This window comes from Natrinema altunense, assembly GCF_000731985.1.
GTDB lineage: Archaea > Halobacteriota > Halobacteria > Halobacteriales > Natrialbaceae > Natrinema > Natrinema altunense.
In genome coordinates this window covers 12,595-28,970 of sequence record NZ_JNCS01000016.1, presented here as the reverse complement: position 1 = coordinate 28,970, position 16,376 = coordinate 12,595, and the positions used below count along the sequence as shown (strand labels likewise).

General features: G+C 67.1%; 15 protein-coding genes. 6 read left to right on the top strand and 9 right to left on the bottom strand.

Translation table 11 applies throughout. The annotated features are described in order from the left end of the window. Positions 1-20 precede the first annotated feature (20 nt). From ALTAJ2_RS18030 to ligA, 5 genes are all read right to left on the bottom strand, one after another. Positions 21-635, bottom strand: coding sequence for a CDP-alcohol phosphatidyltransferase family protein (locus ALTAJ2_RS18030; protein ID WP_007109751.1), 615 nt, complete (start codon positions 633-635; stop codon positions 21-23). Further along, positions 632-1,186 (bottom strand): adenylate kinase family protein, encoded by a 555-nt coding sequence (locus ALTAJ2_RS18025; RefSeq protein ID WP_007109752.1) that lies wholly within the window; start codon positions 1,184-1,186, stop codon positions 632-634. The genes ALTAJ2_RS18030 and ALTAJ2_RS18025 overlap by 4 nt, the downstream gene beginning before the upstream one ends. Continuing rightward, positions 1,183-2,337: a histidinol-phosphate transaminase gene (gene hisC, locus ALTAJ2_RS18020; protein ID WP_007109753.1), complete on the bottom strand. Its 1,155-nt coding sequence runs from the start codon at positions 2,335-2,337 to the stop codon at positions 1,183-1,185. The genes ALTAJ2_RS18025 and hisC overlap by 4 nt, the downstream gene beginning before the upstream one ends. Before the next feature lie 126 nt (positions 2,338-2,463). After that, complete coding sequence (locus ALTAJ2_RS19325) at positions 2,464-2,661, bottom strand: hypothetical protein (RefSeq protein WP_049900499.1); 198 nt, start codon at positions 2,659-2,661, stop codon at positions 2,464-2,466. Positions 2,662-2,823: 162 nt separating this feature from the next. After that, the gene (gene ligA, locus ALTAJ2_RS18010) at positions 2,824-4,596 is read right to left on the bottom strand and encodes an ATP-dependent DNA ligase LigA (protein ID WP_007109755.1); all 1,773 of its coding nucleotides are present in this window, start codon (positions 4,594-4,596) and stop codon (positions 2,824-2,826) included. A gap of 103 nt (positions 4,597-4,699) precedes the next feature. Between ligA and ALTAJ2_RS18005 the strand changes: the two genes are divergently transcribed. Further along, positions 4,700-6,253, top strand: coding sequence for a hypothetical protein (locus ALTAJ2_RS18005; RefSeq protein WP_007109756.1), 1,554 nt, complete (start codon positions 4,700-4,702; stop codon positions 6,251-6,253). A 15-nt stretch (positions 6,254-6,268) separates the two neighbouring features. On the opposite strand, the gene ALTAJ2_RS18000 is transcribed toward ALTAJ2_RS18005, so the two are convergent. Then, a complete protein-coding gene (locus ALTAJ2_RS18000) occupies positions 6,269-7,666 on the bottom strand; it encodes an FAD-binding oxidoreductase (RefSeq protein WP_049900502.1) in 1,398 nt (465 codons plus the stop codon). 298 nt (positions 7,667-7,964) lie between these two features. Between ALTAJ2_RS18000 and ALTAJ2_RS17995 the strand changes: the two genes are divergently transcribed. The 5 genes from ALTAJ2_RS17995 to ALTAJ2_RS17975 all read left to right on the top strand — a co-directional run bounded on the left by ALTAJ2_RS17995 (position 7,965) and on the right by ALTAJ2_RS17975 (position 13,997). Beyond that, complete coding sequence (locus ALTAJ2_RS17995) at positions 7,965-10,469, top strand: DUF5059 domain-containing protein (protein WP_049900505.1); 2,505 nt, start codon at positions 7,965-7,967, stop codon at positions 10,467-10,469. 141 nt (positions 10,470-10,610) lie between these two features. Next, positions 10,611-11,603, top strand: coding sequence for a 2-phospho-L-lactate transferase (gene cofD / locus ALTAJ2_RS17990; protein ID WP_007109759.1), 993 nt, complete (start codon positions 10,611-10,613; stop codon positions 11,601-11,603). A gap of 1 nt (position 11,604) precedes the next feature. Next, entirely contained in the window at positions 11,605-12,366 is a 762-nt protein-coding gene (locus tag ALTAJ2_RS17985) for a tRNA-dihydrouridine synthase (RefSeq protein ID WP_007109760.1), read from the top strand. Between the two features lie 70 nt (positions 12,367-12,436). Further along, positions 12,437-13,408 carry a D-2-hydroxyacid dehydrogenase gene (locus tag ALTAJ2_RS17980; RefSeq protein WP_007109761.1) on the top strand — a complete coding sequence of 324 codons (972 nt, stop codon included), beginning with the start codon at positions 12,437-12,439 and terminating at the stop codon, positions 13,406-13,408. Positions 13,409-13,565: 157 nt separating this feature from the next. Further along, the gene (locus ALTAJ2_RS17975; RefSeq protein WP_007109762.1) at positions 13,566-13,997 is read left to right on the top strand and encodes a universal stress protein; all 432 of its coding nucleotides are present in this window, start codon (positions 13,566-13,568) and stop codon (positions 13,995-13,997) included. 92 nt (positions 13,998-14,089) lie between these two features. On the opposite strand, the gene ALTAJ2_RS17970 is transcribed toward ALTAJ2_RS17975, so the two are convergent. From ALTAJ2_RS17970 to asd, 3 genes are all read right to left on the bottom strand, one after another. Next, the gene (locus ALTAJ2_RS17970) at positions 14,090-14,398 is read right to left on the bottom strand and encodes a HalOD1 output domain-containing protein (RefSeq protein WP_007109763.1); all 309 of its coding nucleotides are present in this window, start codon (positions 14,396-14,398) and stop codon (positions 14,090-14,092) included. 53 nt (positions 14,399-14,451) lie between these two features. Then, positions 14,452-15,096: a helix-turn-helix domain-containing protein gene (locus ALTAJ2_RS17965; RefSeq protein WP_007109764.1), complete on the bottom strand. Its 645-nt coding sequence runs from the start codon at positions 15,094-15,096 to the stop codon at positions 14,452-14,454. Positions 15,097-15,289: 193 nt separating this feature from the next. Continuing rightward, a complete protein-coding gene (asd, locus tag ALTAJ2_RS17960; protein ID WP_007109765.1) occupies positions 15,290-16,324 on the bottom strand; it encodes an aspartate-semialdehyde dehydrogenase in 1,035 nt (344 codons plus the stop codon). Between the last annotated feature and the right edge of the window lie 52 nt (positions 16,325-16,376).

The following is a 16,376-nucleotide window of genomic DNA, read 5'->3' as shown; positions in this document are numbered from 1 at the left end:
GAGACCGGGTCGAAACGGGCCTACTCGAGAGCGATCCAGGAGTAATAAAAGCGCTGGAGCGCCGTCAGGTGGCCGACGACCGCGAGGAAGACGAGCAACCAGCCGACCAGCGAGAACCCGGCGAGCGTCGCGTCCGCGAGCGGGTACGCGAGGAAGCCGGCGAGACCGATGATTGCCAACCTGTCCGCTCGACCGACGAGTCCGCCGTAGACCCGATCGAGACCGACCGCCTGGGCTTGCGTGCCCAGATACGAGGTCATCACGACGCCGGTCACCGCGGCGAAGCCCAGCACGTAGTCCTCGGTACCCGCGGCCAGCCCGGCGATGACGACGATGTCCGCGTACCGGTCGAGGACGTGATCCAGCAGGTCGCCGCCGGCCGAAGCGACCTCCTGTTCGCGCGCGAGCGCGCCGTCGACGATATCCAGCCAGCCGTTCAGGAAGACCAGTACCGCCGCCACGGCGTACCAGATCGGATCCTCGAGTCCGCCGAGTGCGAACGCGCCGGCCGCCAGGATCGCCATCCCGAACGCGACGACGCTCACCCCGTTGGGCGTCATGCCGACGCGGTCGAACCCCCTGACGAACGGGTCGAGGAATCGCGAGACGTACGGGCGGAACCTGTCCAGCGTCATGTCAGGTACTCCATAAAGTCGACTTCGCCGGCGCTCGGGTCACGCTCGCCCGTCGCGACCGCTGCCAGTTCGTCCGCAACCGCTGCGGGATCGCGGTCGGTCGTGTCGATCTCGTAGACGGACTCGAGGCCGTGTTCCTCGACGGCCGCCGAGAGGATCACGTCAAGCGCCTCGCTCTCGGCGTTTTCGGCCGCCTTCGCCTCGGTTTCACCGCGCTCGAGCAAGCGTTGCTCGAGCGTCTCGGGGTGACACCGCAGGACGGCGATCCGGTCGGCAGCGAAGTGATGGGCGAGGTGGGACTCGATCACGATCCCGTCACGTCCCTCAAGCCACTCGGCCAGTGCGTCGAGATCCGCGATCTTGCTCTCGCGGTCGGCATCGACCTCGGTGTAGAGCCCCTCGTCCTCGAGCACCCGATTGAGGTGGATCACCTCGAGTTCGGGTGGCGACTCGTCGCCGGCATCCGTCCCTGCAGCGGCCAGCCGGGACTCGAGCAGTTCCGTCGCGGTCGTCTTCCCGGTGCCCGGCGTGCCGGTGACGGCGATCCTCATGGATCGGCCACCTCCGCATCCGGGTCCTCGGACTCGCCCGTCGATTCCGGCTCGACGTCGAGGTCGTCGAGCACGTCGTTGAGCGTCTCGACGGCGCGCTCGGTCTCCTCCTCGGTGCCGCAGGTGATCCGGACACAGCCCGGTAGCCCGAAACTCGAGCAGTCCCGGACGATGACGCCCCGCTCTTGCATCTCGTCGCTGACGGCCGTCGCGTCGCCCACGGCCGCGAGGACGAAGTTCCCCTCGCTCTCCCAGACGTGGGTATCGATGTTCTCGCGCATGTACGCGCGGGATTCGCGCGCCGTCTCGACGGTGCGCCGGACGTGTTCGTCGTCGTCGATGGCCGCGAGGCCGGCCCGGCAGGCGAGTTCGCTCGCCGCGAAGGGCGTGTTCACGCGGGCGTACGCGTCGGCCCACTCCGCGGGGACGACCGCATAGCCCAGCCGAACGCCGGCCAGTCCGTAGGCCTTCGAGAACGTCCGCAGCACCGCAACGTCGTCGCGGGCGTCGAATCCATCGCGACCCTCGATCAGCGCGACGGCGCTGTCGCGGTCGGCGAACTCGCCGTAGGCCTCGTCGACGGCGACCAGGGTGTCCTCGTCGGTCCCCTCGGCGAGGCATTCGATTTCCGTGAGGGACATCGTCGAGCCGGTCGGGTTGTGGGGGCTCGTGAGCCAGATAACCCGCTCGCCGTCGTAGACGTCCAGAACCGCGTCGGCCTCCTGGGCGAAGTCGGCCGCTCGTGAGAGTTCGTACTCCCGAACGTCGCCGTGGTGAAAGCGGGAACTCATGCCGTAGTAGGCGAACCCGGGCGTGGGGACGAGCACGTCGTCGGCCGGCTCGAGGGCCGCCCGATGGAGGTAGTCGATCGCCCCGTCGCCGCCGTTTGCCAGCCAGACTTGCTCGTCGCCGACGCCCCAGCGGTCGGCGACGGCGGTCGTGAGGTCCGCGTGGGCGGCCTTCGGGTAGGAACTCACGCTCGAGGCCGTCTCGCGGATGGCCACGGCAGCGGCCGGCGACGGACCGTGCGGGTTCTCGTTCGAGGCGAGTTTGATGAACTCCGAGGGATCGCGCCCGAGTTCGCGGGCGACTTCCTCGATGCCTCGACCCGCCTCGTATGCGACGTGATCGGACAGGTCGCGCGGTTGCATACGGCAATGCTGTCGGCGATAGGTCTTAAGGGTGCTCACATATGGTCGGTCGTGGTCACTGCCCGTCGATCCGATACGGCAGCGAGCCGGGAAAGCAGACGAGACGGACGGCGCTACCGGCGCCACTCACACCCCGTCAGTGTTGTTCTCCGCCGTCATTTTCAGAATCCGTGGAACGATCGTGATCTCGATGACTGCAAGACCGAGGACGAACCACCGAGTCAATCCCTCCTCGAGGAAGACGAACGCGACGACGCAGAGTAGCACGGCACTACTGAAACCCATTCCATAGCGGATCGCCGGATTTTCGAGTGGTGATGACATAGTAGGTACTACCGATAAGTATTGTATATTCCTTTATATTAACTTTGAAAATAGATGGAGACGCCGCCGTGCCGTCATCTCACTACACGAAATAGAGGGGCGAAACCGTGTGACGCTGCTCCCGCGAACGACGGCTCCCGGATGGAAGACCGACGACCGGCGCTACTGGTCGTGAAGTCGCTCGAGGCGCTCGAGCGAGTCGGCGTCCTCGGGGTCCTTGTCGGACCGAACTCCCACGAACCGCGGGAACCGCAGCGCGTAGCCCGACGAGTAGGTCGGCGAGGACTGGATCTCCTCGTAGCCGACCTCGAAGACGACCGCGGGCTCGAGTTCGACCTCCTGTCCCTCAGCAACGGTGATGTGGGGCTCGAGCAGGTCAGTTAACTCTTCGAGTTTCTCGTCGGTGATCCCGGTCGCGACCTTGCCCACGGTCTCGAGGGTCTGCGGTTCCACCGCAGAGCCAGCGGAACGGCGTTCCTCGCTGTCGTCGCCCGCGCGCACGGCGAGTTCGAACGTGCCGAGGAAGGTCGCGCGTCGTCCTTCGCCCCACTCTGCGCCGGTCACGACGCAGTCCAGCGTCTCGACATCTGGTTTGCGTTTGCGCCAATTCTTCCCTCGGCGGCCCGGCGAGTACGTCGAGTCGGGGTTCTTGAGCATGATCCCCTCGTGGCCGGCCTCGAGCGCCTCGGCGGCGATCGACTCGATCTCGTCAGGGTCGCCGGTCTGCCAGAGCAGAGACAGCCCCTCGATTTCGTCATCGGCGACGGAGTCGGCGTCAGCGTCGGCGTCGACCAGCACCGATCGGAGCCGGTCGTGGCGCGTCGTCAGCGGCTCCGCGAGCAGGTCCTCACCGCCGACGTGCAGACAGTCGAAGAAGACGGGACGCACCGAGACATCCTCGCGGGCCTTCGCGACGTCGTGTTTCCGCCGGAACCGCTTGAGCACCTCCTGAAACGGGAGCGGCGAGCCGTCCTCGTCGATCGCGACGACCTCCCCGTCGAGGATGGCGGGCTCCTCGAGATGAGCCGCCGCGAACTCGACGACCTCCGGCAGGGCGTCGGTGACCTCCTCCATGTTCCGCGAGAAGACGCGAGTCTCCACTGTCGATCCGTCGGACTCGGCGAGCCCACTGGGATCGTGGTGCAACTGTATCCGGGCTCCGTCGTACTTCCACTCGACGGCGGCCTCGTCCCACTCCTCGAGCGCGTCCGTCACCGTCCCCGTCTGGGCGAGCATCGCTTGTACCGGCCGGCCGACATCGAGTTCCATCGCGTCCAGCCCTTCGATCCCCTCGTCCCGCGCGATCCGTGCGACCTGTCCGTAGTCGTTCGAGACCTGCAATGCGCGTTCGACCCGATCCGTGGGAACGTCGAACGCCTCGGCAATGGCGTCCCGTACTGTCCCTTCACCCACGCCGATCCGCATCTCCGAGAGCACGATGCGGGCCAGATAGCGCGCTTCCTCGCTCGAGCAGCGGTTGAAAAGACCGAAGAGCAAGTCGACTTTCCGGTCCTGACTCCCCGACCCCTCGGCAGCCGCGATGTCCGCGAGGGCCTCGTGGACCTCGCGAACGGTGAGATCGCCGCCGTTGCCTCCGCTGCCGCCAGTGAACGCACCGAGCCCTTGCTGGCCGCCGAACTCGTAATTCGCCGCCACGTCGCCGATCTCGCCGACCTCGGCGAGTCGGGCCTCTACGTCGTCGCCGCTCACGTTCGTCCCCGCGGCGCGGGCGATCGCGTCGTAACAGGCACTCGGCCCGATATCGAGCGTCGTCGAGTCCCAGGCCGGAAACACCCTCCCCTGCGCGAAGCGGGCGACGATCTCGAGGTCGGAGCCGGCGTCGGCGAACAGGTCCCGAACGTGAGCGACGACCTCGAGATCGGCGGGTTCGGCCTCGATCGTCGCGGCGCGGTCGGCGAACGTGGCAAACTCCATCGGCGACGTGTATCGTCGCGGGGAGTAAAACGGTTCTGAGACCGACCGGCGCTCGGTAGTCGAGAGACGTGCTTTAAAGACAATCGGCCACACACTCGGTGGTATGCCAGAGGAGGAACTCGCCGCACGGGTCGCGGACGTGCTGGCGGTCGACGCCGCCGACTTTCGGGAGCGGGCCCAGGCGGACGCGGCGGTCATCAAAGACGCCGTCGAGGAGGGGGTCTTCGACAACCCGCAGGCGATCGTCGGCCTCGAGTACGAGTTCTACGCGGTCAAGGCCGACGACTGTGCGTTGCGGCGGGTCCCGCGCCGACTGCTCGAGTTGATCGGTTTCGAGAAGGAACTGGGGCTGCACAACGCGGAGATGACGACCAGTCCGCAGCCGCTGAACGCCCCCGGGCTGGCCGCCCAGGAGTCGGAGGTCAAGGCCCGGTTACAGACGGCACTCGACGTGACGAACTCCGAGCGGATGCGGTTGGTCAGCGACGCGCTCTGGACGCTTCCCCCTGAAGGCGAGGCGGCGGGGACCTACCTCACCGACAGCGTCGAGCGGACGGCGACCGCCCCGGACGGGACGGAACGGGCGATCCGCATCGCGACGAACATGAGCGACTCCGCCCGGTATCACGCGATGGCCAACACCGAGCAGGCCGACGCCGCGGGAATGCGCATCGAGGCCCCGAACGTCTCCGTACAGGGCGATACCGTCATGCCCGAGAGCCTTATCACGTCGATTCAGCCCCACTATCAGGTCGCTCACGCCCCGGACCTCCCCGAGTACTTCAATTACGCGCTCCGGGTCGCTGGCCCGCTGCTCGCGCTCGGGGTCAACTCCCCGTTTTTCCCCGTCGACCTCTACGACGACGACGCCAGCGCCGACGACATCCTCCGGGACGCCTGGATGGAACACCGTATCAGCATCTTCGAGACCGTCCTCAACGATCCCACGACGGGGGAAGGCAAAGTCCGCTTCCCACACGATCTGGAGACGGTCGACGAAGCGATCGACCGGGTCGCCGATGACGACACTATCGTCCCGATGCCGGTCGCACCCGGCGAGCGCTTCGACGATCAGTTCCCCCACTTCAGCCGCAAACACGGCACGTACTGGCGGTGGGTCCGACCGGTCTTCGGCGGCCCGACCAGATCGGCTGCGAACGCCCGCATCGAGTTCCGTCCGATTCCCGCCCAGCCCACGGTTCGCGATTCGATCGCCTTCCTCGCCGCCTTCGCCGGCCTGATGGAGAGTCTGACACGCCTCGAGCACCCCGTCATCGAACTCGACTGGCAGCTTGCTCGCGGGAACTTCTACGCCGCGATGGTCGACGGTCTCGAAGCTGACCTCACCTGGATCACCAACGACGGCAAGGAGACGACCGACAGCCTCGCGCTCTACGAGGACCTGCTGGCACACGCCGAGGACGGGCTGACCAACCGGGGGCTGAGCGAGGAGGACGCCGCGAAGTATCTCTATCCTCTCCGGCGGCGCGTCCGGCAGGAAGTCACGCCAGCCGACTGGAAGCGCGAGCAGGTCCGGTCCGCTCTCGATGACGGGGCGGACCTCGACGACGCGATCGCGACGATGCAACGCGAGTACGTCAGCCGGCAGTCGGAGACACTGCTCGAGGGGAGCTTCGCGGACTGGATCGGCGAGTAGCGGCTCGAAAAAGAGTTATCGGGCGGGTTCGACGTTCTGGTTCATCCGGAACAGGTTCGTCGGGTCGGAGTCGGCCTTGACCTCGGCCAGCCGGTCCCGATTGGCCGCGTAGGCGAGGCCTTCCTCGCCCTCGTCCTCGCTGATGAAGTTCACGTAGACGCCGCCGGTGGCGTACGGTGCCATCGCGTCGAAGAACTCCCGAGACCAGGCGAGACACTCGTCGTCCATCGCGGGGTCCTCCCAGCGCGTGTGGACGTTCATCGCGTACTCGGCGTCCCGATGGGGGTAGGCCGTCGCGTCCGAGGGGACGCGTGCCATCTCGCCGCCGAGTTGCCCGAAGAAGATCTCGGACAGCGGCGACGGGAGATCGGCTGCGTACTCGATTGCAGTATCGATTGCGTCGTCGGAGAGGTCGCTGAAGTTGTGTGATTTCCAGTAGTTCCGGGCACCCTCCGTGAGCAGCGGGTCGAACGACTGCTGGAACGCCGCGTACTGGTGAGGACCGACGGCATCGGCGATCGGGTCCCCGTACTCCCGGAGCGGAGCCAGAACTTCCCTGCCCTCGTCCATATCACCGGCGTAGAACGTCACGACGAGAACGACGCCGATGCCGTGGACGTCCTCGGGGAGGAACGGAAGCGGCGGTGCCGCCCGAAGCACGACCCAGACGGCGCACTCGTCCGGTGCGTCCTGGTTGAAGTCCCGAACATGTCGGATGACCGCCCGCGCATCGTCGCCCGCGTAGACGATCGGTCCGGAGAGTATCTCGGGACCGACCTCGTGGAGATCGAACTCGAACGAGGTGACCACGCCGAAGTTACCGCCGCCGCCTCGAATCCCCCAGAAGAGGTCCGGGTTTTCCGCCTCGCTTGCGTGACGCAGCTCGCCGTCCGCGGTGACGATGTCGACGGAGCGCAGGTTATCCACCGTCAGTCCGTACCTGCGAGTCAGCCAGCCGAATCCGCCGCCAAGCGTGAGCCCCGCAACGCCGGTCGTCGAATTGATCCCGGTCGGCGTCGCCAGTCCGAACGCCTGCGCCTCGTGGTCGAAGTCACCGAGGGTTGCGCCCGACTCGACGCGAGCCGTTTGCTCCGCCGGATCGACCCGAACCGACCGCATCGCCGAGAGATCGAGCATCACTCCGTCATCACAGACGGCATTGCCGGCGATGTTGTGTCCGCCGCCGCGAACTGCGAGCAGTACGTTCTGTTCGCGGGCGAAGTTCACCGTTGCGATCACGTCCGATGCACCCATCGCTCGAACGATGAGCGCCGGCCGCCTGTCGATCATGCCGTTCCAGACCGCTCGCCGCTCGTCGTAGTTCGGATCACCGGGCCGGAGCAACTCGCCGCGAAGTTCCTCGCCGAGTCCGTCCATTGCACCGTCGTCTACGGGTGTGGTCGTTACTGCCATCGGTCCTCAGTAGTCGTAGGCCTCGCTCGGGGATATAGGTATCATCATTAGTAATTATATAATGTGGCATCGAGAGGGACCCGAAAACGGGAAATTACGGGACGGCTCGAGAAAGTGCGGACCGCGCCGCGTGGCTGTAAACTGGCCCACGCTCCGATCGGAGCCTGGTCGTTCGAACCGGATTCAGGGCCTACGGAGGCCACGAGTACAGCGCAGCAGCGCGAGCAACGCCGTGACGAACTGTTTTAGGCCAGCCAAAATCGGAACGCATTTGTATATTTAGGGAAGCCTAAAAACCATGCGGCAGACACGACGCGCGTGGTTGAAGGGGAGCGGCGCTGCAATCGCGAGTCTCGGACTCGCCGGGTGTTCCGAGACGACCGAGGAAAAAGAACCCGAATCGGGCTCGGGGGAAGACGGGGCATCCCCGGAGTCCGACGAGGAGTCGACGGACGCCAAGCCGGCCAAGCCGGCCGAGACGGCCGTCGCCGCCGAATGGAACGCGATGCGAGCGCGACTGTGGGACGCGCTCGCCGCGGGGGAGGCCGGTGAGACCGGTGCCGGCGCTGCTATCGCCAGTCGGACGTTCGATCGCTTTGAGCAAGCCAGCGGCGAGTACAACGCCCACGAAATGCTCGAGGAAACAGACGAGTCGCGCTACGAGGCGTTCGAGGAGGCGCTCGTCGAACTCCGGACGGAGGGGCTGGAGCAGAACGACATCGCTCGCGGACGGGAGGAAGCCGGTATCGCGGACGAGCAACTCCGCGGAGCCCAACAGACCCTCGTTGGCGAGCCGACGGCCCAGGCGTTCGATCTGCAGGCGTTCGGGACAACGGTCGCCGATAGCGTCATGCTCGCCTCGGCCGGGGCCTTCGACGCCGCCGAAACGGTCGCGAACGACGCGTTCGAACGGTTCGAGGGGGCGGCCGTGCACGACGCGATCGGGGAAGCCGACAGCGGCGTTTACGAGCGATTCGAACGCGCAATGGAGAGCGTCGCCACGGCCGCGGGCAACGAGGACGAAGCGAGCGTCCGCTCGAGCGCGAGCGATGCGCTCGAGGCGGCCATCGACGGCGGCTACGCCCTCGCGCCGTCCGAGTCGGCAGCGGGTGCCGGGCAGATCGCCGCCTATCAGGCACGCGGGTGGGACGCTGCGGCGCTCGCGGGGCTTGGCGGGCCGTCGACGGCGTTCGCTCACGCCGCTGCCCTGACCGTGTATCGGGCGCGGGCCCACGACGCGGCCTGGCTCTTCGAGCGCGGGAAGCGCGATGCAGCCGCGCGGGTCGTCGAGAACGCGTTCGAACACTTCGAGGGCGCTCGTGCACACGAGGCGCTCGAGGAGGCGAGCGAGGACGCCTACCACCGATTCGAGGAGGACGGCCTGGACGCGCTCGCGACGGCGATCGAGAACGACGACCCGGCGGGGGTCGACACCGCCGTCGATGCGATCGACGACGGGCTGGTGACCGGGATCGAGGCCCTGGGGACCGGTAGCGAGGCCGCACTGATCGAGGCTGGCTTCTTCAAAGCTCGGACCGAGGACGCGGTGGAACGGTATCGGCTCGGCGAGAACGCGGTCGCCGCCGAACTCGTCCGCGGGCTGTTCGAGACCTTCGAGGCCAACGAAGCCGACTTCCACGAAACGCTCGAGGAAACCGACGACTCGCTCTACGAGACCTTCGAAGAGGAGCACCTGCAAGGCCTCATCGAGGCCTGCGAGAACGGCGACGACGCGGCCGTCGACGAACACGCGAACGGGATCCGCGAGACCCTCCTCGAGTTCGAGACGACCGTCGGCTCGCCCGCACAGGTCAGCGCCGTCGAAAGCGGGTACATGGCCGCGCGGGTGTTCGACGCCGGCGTTCTAGACGCCCTCGGTGCGTCCGACCGAGCCGAAACCGTCGTCGGGGAGACGTTCGAGTACTTCGAGAAGGGTGCGGGCGGGTTCCACGAGGCACTCGAGGACGCCGACCACGACCGATACGAATCGTTCGAGGGCGCGCTCGGCGACGCACAGGCCGCCGCCGGGAACGATGAGACTGTCGGAGCTACGGCCCGAGCGTTCAACGAGCAAGCGGTCGCCGCGACCTATACCGTCGTCGCGGCCGCCGGCGGCTCGTTCGGGGCTGCCGCCGCGTCACTCATGGATGACGTGTACGAGACGTTCGAAGGTGCACAGGCCCACGAACTCCTCGAGGAGGCCGACCAGGAGGCCTACGAAGGGTTCGAGACGGCCCTCGAAGAGTACATCGCCGCGCTCGAGGCGAGCGACGCCGAGAGCGACGCCGCCCACGAGACGGAGATGGGCGTCGACGAGGCCGCCGAAGCGTTCGCGACGGCGGCGTTACGGGCGCAGTTCGCGGTCGCCGGCGCGGCCGACGCAGCGCCGGTCGACGGGTCGGCTGACACTGCCGAGGAAACCGAATCAGCACCCGACCTCCAGGGCGGGCCGAACGTCGTCGAGGGCGTCCCGGACGACGCCGACCACGTCGTCGAGATGCAGGCGACCGCGTACGCTCCGGAGACGCTCACCGTCAAGCAGGGCGAGACCGTCGCCTGGAAACATGCGGCCGGCGAACCGCACACGGTCACGGCCTTCGAAGACGGGATTCCGAGCGACGCGGCCTACTGGGCGTCGGGCGGGTTCGACAGCGAAGACGGTGCTCGCGAGGGATGGGAGAACGGCAACGGCGCGGTCCAGTCGGGCCAATCGTACGTCCACACGTTCGAGACGACGGGCGAACACGAGTACGTCTGCATCCCCCACGAACGCTTCATGACCGGCACGATCGTCGTCGAGTAACCGCGCGATCCTCCCGCCCCCCTACATGGGACCGCCGCCCTGGCCGCTGGTCGTCGTTCGACGAAGCGGTTCGGGACGGTATTTCCGGGTCCCGAAAGCCGGCCATAAGCGATTAAGTAGCCTCGCTCGAGAGGTGTAGGTATGGTAACTTTCCTCTCCGGGGGCACTGGAACGCCGAAGCTATTGGACGGTGCTGCCGCCGCGTTCTCGCCGGAGGAGACCACAGTCGTCGTCAACACTGGTGACGACATCGAGATCGGCGGGCTCTTGGTCTCGCCGGACATCGATACGCTGCTGTTTCAGGGTGGTGGAATCCTCGACCGAGAGACGTGGTGGGGCATCGAGGGCGATACGCAGCGGACCAACTCGGCCCTTTCCGACATCGCGTCGGCCGCGGGGTTGCCCGAGGGTCCGCAGTATCTCCCCGACGACAGGCAGACCGAGGGGCGGACGCTCGCGAACTGGCGTCGCTTTTCGGGCGTTGCCGAGTTCATGACCATCGGTGACCGCGATCGGGCCGTCCACATCACGCGGACGAGCCTCATCGACGAGGGGAAGACGTTGAGCGAGGCGACCGAGCGACTCGCCGACGCCTTCGGACTGACGATCGATCTCCTCCCGATGAGCGACGATCCCGTCGCAAGCCTCGTCCACACGGACGAGGGAGTCATGCACTTCCAGGAGTACTGGGTCGCCCGTCGGGGCGATCCGGCCGTCGACACCGTCGAGTTCCGCGGCTCCTCGAAGGCCGAGCCCGCACCGGGCGTCCTCGAGGCGCTCGAGGACACCGTCGTCATCGGCCCGTCGAACCCGGTCACCAGTATCGGACCGATGCTCGCGCTCCCGGGCGTCGCGGACGCGCTCGCCCAGACGACCGTCGTCGCCGTCTCGCCGTTCCTCGGCGACGACGCGTTCTCCGGGCCCGCGGGTGACCTCATGGAGGCCGTCAACGCGGAGCCGAGCACCGAGGGGCTGGCGACCGCCTACCCGTTCGCGGACGCGTTCGTGGTCGACGACGGCGACGACGCCGATTTCGACCGGCCGACGGTTCGGACGGACATCGCGATCGATTCCAGCGAGGACGCTGCGCGCGTGATCCGCGCGATCGACGACGCGATCGAGCACGGACGCTGAGATGGCATCGACAGTGTCGTTTACGCCGCCGCTCGCGCTCGCGAGCCTCAGCGGCGAGGCCGACGCCGACTGGGCGCGGGCCGGGGCCGAATACGCCGGGGCCGCGTTCCTCGGCGGCATCGCCATCGACGCCGATTCCCGCGCGGCCGCCCGCGAACTCGTCGCCCGCGATCGGACCGAGTTCTTGCCCGACGATCCGCTGGCCTTCATCGCCCGCGAGCTCGAGTCGCTCGCTGGGACGCCGATCCAACCCGCGGTCAACGTCCGGAGTGCGACCGTCGACCCCGTCGTCGACGCCGCTCGCGTCTGTCGCGATCGGGAAGCCTACCTCGAGATCAACGCCCACTGCCGGCAGGCCGAACTCCGCGACGTCGGTTGTGGCGAGACGCTCCTGCGGGACGGCGAGCGACTCGCTGGCTACGTGGAGCGGGCGGCCGAGACCGGTGTGACCGTCGGGGTGAAGGTCCGCGCGGAGGTACCGGGCGTCGACCTGCCGGGACTGGCCCGCCGCCTCGAGACGGCGGGCGCGGCATTCGTCCACGTCGACGCGATGGACACCGAATCGGTCATCGCCGCCATCGTCGACGCCACCGACCTGTTCGTGATCGCCAACAACGGCGTCCGCGACGACGAGACCGTCCGCGAGTACGTCGGCTACGGCGCGGATGCGGTCAGCGTCGGTCGCCCGAGCGACAATCCCGTCGTGCTCGAGCGGGTTCGCGACGCGGTGGCGCGGCGACTGGGCTGTGAGACTCGCCGGTAACGGCCGGCGAGACCGGGACGGCGGTGCCGCGAGACGAACGCTTTTGCCGGCATCGCTCGAGGACTGTGACATGAGCGACGATGCGCCGGACGTGCTCGTCCTGCGAACGGGCACCCACGGAACGCCGATCGAACAGTACGCCGACGCGATCCGCGATCGGCTGCCGGATCACACCGTCGACCTGGCGAGAACGCCGGCCGAAGAGCGCGAGGCGATCGAAAACGCACGCTTCGTCACCGGGATGACGCTCGAGGAGGAACTACTCGCGGCCGCCGACTCCCTCGACGTCTTCGCGTGTGCGTACGCGGGGACCGGCCACCTGCCGCTCGCGGAACTCGAGGATCGGGGCGTCACGGTGACGAACGCCTCGGGGGTTCACGGACCGAACATCGGCGAGCACGTCGTGGGTGCGATCCTCCACTTCACCCGGCGGTTCCACGTCGGCGAGCGCCGCCAGCGCCGCCGCGAGTGGCGCCACTACAAGGCCACGGAACTGCAGGGATCGACGGTGACGGTCGTCGGCCTCGGCGCGATCGGGCAGTCGGTCTGTACGCGCCTCGAGCCGTTCGGCGTCGACACGATCGGCGTGCGCTATACCCCGGAGAAGGGCGGGCCGACGGACGAGGTGATCGGCTTCGAGGACGCGGCGTTCGACGACGCGCTCGCACGGACGGATTACCTCGTCCTCGCCTGTCCGCTCACGGAAACGACGCGCGGTCTGCTCGACCGCGAGGCGTTCATCACGATGAAGCCCGAGTCGGTGCTCGTCAACATCGCCCGCGGGCCGGTCGTCGAAACCGACGCGCTCGTCGCAGCGCTGCGCTCGAACCGGATTCGGGGCGCATCACTGGACGTGACCGATCCCGAACCGCTGCCCGAGGAGCACCCGCTGTGGACCTTCGAAAACGTTCAGATCACACCACACAACGCGGGCCACACGCCGGAGTACTACGATCGACTGGCCGACATCGTCGCGGAAAACCGCCGTCGGTTCGACGAGTCCGGACCCGACGCGGCTCTCGAAAACGTAGTCCTCCCCTGACGGAACTGCGGCCGCGGACGATCCTGGACGGTCGCCGCTCGAGCCGTCGACCGACTTTTTTTGATCCCCTGCGACGAACCACACGTATGAAGATCACAGCAGTCGCCGCCGTTCGTACGAAATCCGCCGCGCAAGCGGAGAACGAGGGGGGTGTCCCGTGTCGCTGACGTTCGACGGGACGGTGCTCGTTCCCGCGGCCGACCCCGAAGACGGGGAGCGGACCGCGGCGGCGCTCACACCGCACCTTTCCCCGTCGAGTCGGGTGATCGTCGTCAACGTGATCGAGAAAGCGGGGGGTGCGCCCGACAAAGCCTCGGTCGAACAGCGCGAGGAGTACGCGCGGACGATCTTCGAGCGCGCTCGAGGGCCACTCGAGGAGCGAGCCGGTACGGTCGAGACGGCGATCCTCTTCGGAACCGACGTGGTCGAGACGATCTTCGAGGCGGCAACCGAGCGCGACGTCGACGCCGTCGTCTTCGAGCCCCGCGGGGGGAGCCGGTTCGTGGAACTACTCACCGGCGACGTGGCGCGACGGTTAGTGACGGAGGCGTCGGTACCAGTGGTCGCGTTGCCACGAACCGACGACTGATCGGCGACGTACCGCCGCCCTTCGCTCGTCGATCGGGCAGTCGCTTCCGACGGTTCTGGGGGGACGGGTCCGCTCGCTCGTTCGACGAACGATTAGTCCCGGTCCTCGAGCAGCACCTGCCCCGTCTGGTCGACGGTGATTCGGTAGGTAGCGTACGCGAACGTGATGGACCCGACGGACCGTTCCGTCCGCGGCGTCGACCGAAACAGCGAATCCAACGCGGTCGGATCGACCGCGTCGTAGAGCGGTCCGAACTCGTCGGCGATTTCGAGTTCGTCGAACCCCGTTTCCGCCGCGACCGCGGCGATGACCGTTTCGCTGAGTGGGGTCTCCGGTTCGAACTGATACGTCCTGTCCCCGTCGTGCGGGCGAGAGTCGACGGTCGACGGTTCGGTTTCCATACTCCGTGTACCGGTCGGAGACGGGAAGCGAACACGATTGAATGGCCAACCCGTTAAATGGGGGCCCGTTCACCCATCGTGTTGCGGAGCAGATTGGCCTGTCCCCGTCGAAGGCGCGCGGACAGGGCTTGGTCCGAGATATCGAGTTTCGCGGCGATCGCCGACAACGTCGTCTCCCGCGGCACGTCGAAATAGCCCTCCTCGAGGGCGACCTGCAGCGCCTCTTGCTGCCTGTCGGTGATCCCGTACCGATCGCCGGAGGGGTCCGATTCCCGAAAGATCCGCTGAATCCGAAACGGGATGCCCTTCTCCCGACAGACGTCGCGGTACGCGAACAGCGACGCTCGCGTGGGAACGCGGGCCCGAATCTTCGTATCCGTCGTGACCGTGATCTCGTGGTAGCCGATATCGTACTCCGCCGCCGTGGGATACGTCAGGTGTGCCTCGCCGTGTTCGGAGAGCGTGATGCTGTAGAGACGACGGTCGTCTTGCTCCTCGAGCAGCGAGGCGGTCCGTACGGTATCGTCGGCGGTCAGCGCCGTCTCGAGATGCCCGAGGTCGTCGCCGTGGACCCAGCAGATGAGTTTCGTCGCCCCCGTTTCGGACTGGTAGATCTCTTCGACGTCGATCTTCGCGACATCGTCGACCGTCTGCCGGAGGATCGGCGTCGCGATTTCGAACTCGACGATTAGGACCATGCGGGGCGTACGCTCTCGCGTTACGTGGCGCTGGGTCTTATAGTATCGCCATCACCGGAGCCCCGTCACAGCACGGCCGAGCGGCGGGCCTCGAGACAGCACTGCGACGGGAGCGCGGTTCGAAAGCTGGCGAAAATCGCGGCGGTCGAACGGCGACGCCGACCGTCCGTCGACCGCGGGACGGCTCGCGCGGTTAGATGTATCCGTTCTCGAGCAGCAGTTCGCCGTTGAGCACGCTCGCACCGGCGGCACCGCGGATGGTGTTGTGGGCCAGACAGTTGTACTGCAGGCCGAAGGGCGACTCTTGGAGGCCGCCGGCGGCGATGGCCATCCCGTCGCCGAGGGTACGGTCCATCCGGGGCTGGGGACGATCGGGGTCCTCGAAGACGTGGATGAGCGGCTCGGGCGAGGAGCGGAGATCGAGCGACGGGTACTCCCGCATGGCCTCGGCGGCCGCGTCCGCGGTCAGGTCCTCCTCGGTCTCGACCCAGACGTTCTCGAGGTGGCCGTCGATGGTCGGGATGCGGTTACAGGAGGCCGCCACGTCCATGCCGTTGTGAGTCAGTTCGGCCCCGTCGAACTCGCCGAGCAGTTTCCGCGACTCGGTCTCGAGTTTGTCCTCCTCGCCGCCGATGTAGGGGACGGCGTTGTCGATGATCTCCATCGAACTCACGCCGTCGTAGCCCGCGCCGGAAACAGCCTGGAGCGTCGAGACGTGAACCTTCTCGAGGCCGTACTCCGTGAGCGCCGCGAGCGTGGGAACGAAGGTGATCGTCGAGCAGTTGGGGTTCTTGACCATCGCGCCGTCCCAGCCGCGCTCGTCGCGCTGGACCGCGAGCAGGTCGAGGTGGTCGGGGTTGACCTCCGGAATTACGAGCGGGATGTCGTCGTCCATACGGCCGTTCGAGGAGTTCGACGAGACGACGTACCCCGCCTCACAGAAGCCGGGTTCGACGTCCGCGCCGATGCTCGAGGGGAGCGACGAGAACAGCATGTCGACGTCGTCCGGGACCGCGTCGGGATCGGTCGCCGTCACGGTCATGTCGGCGACGGCGTCGGGAATCGGGCTGTCGACGCGCCACTTCGCGGCCTGTCGATACGTCTTACCGGCGCTTGCCTCGCTGGCGGTGAGCGCCGCGATCTCGAAGTCCGGGTGGGGATCGAGTAATTGAATGAGTCGCTGTCCAACAGCACCGGTTGCACCGAGTACGCCTACTCGTACTGCCATTTTCCGCCACTCCGAGTCGTGTCCGCAAAACCGTTTGGGTTTACGGTAGCGC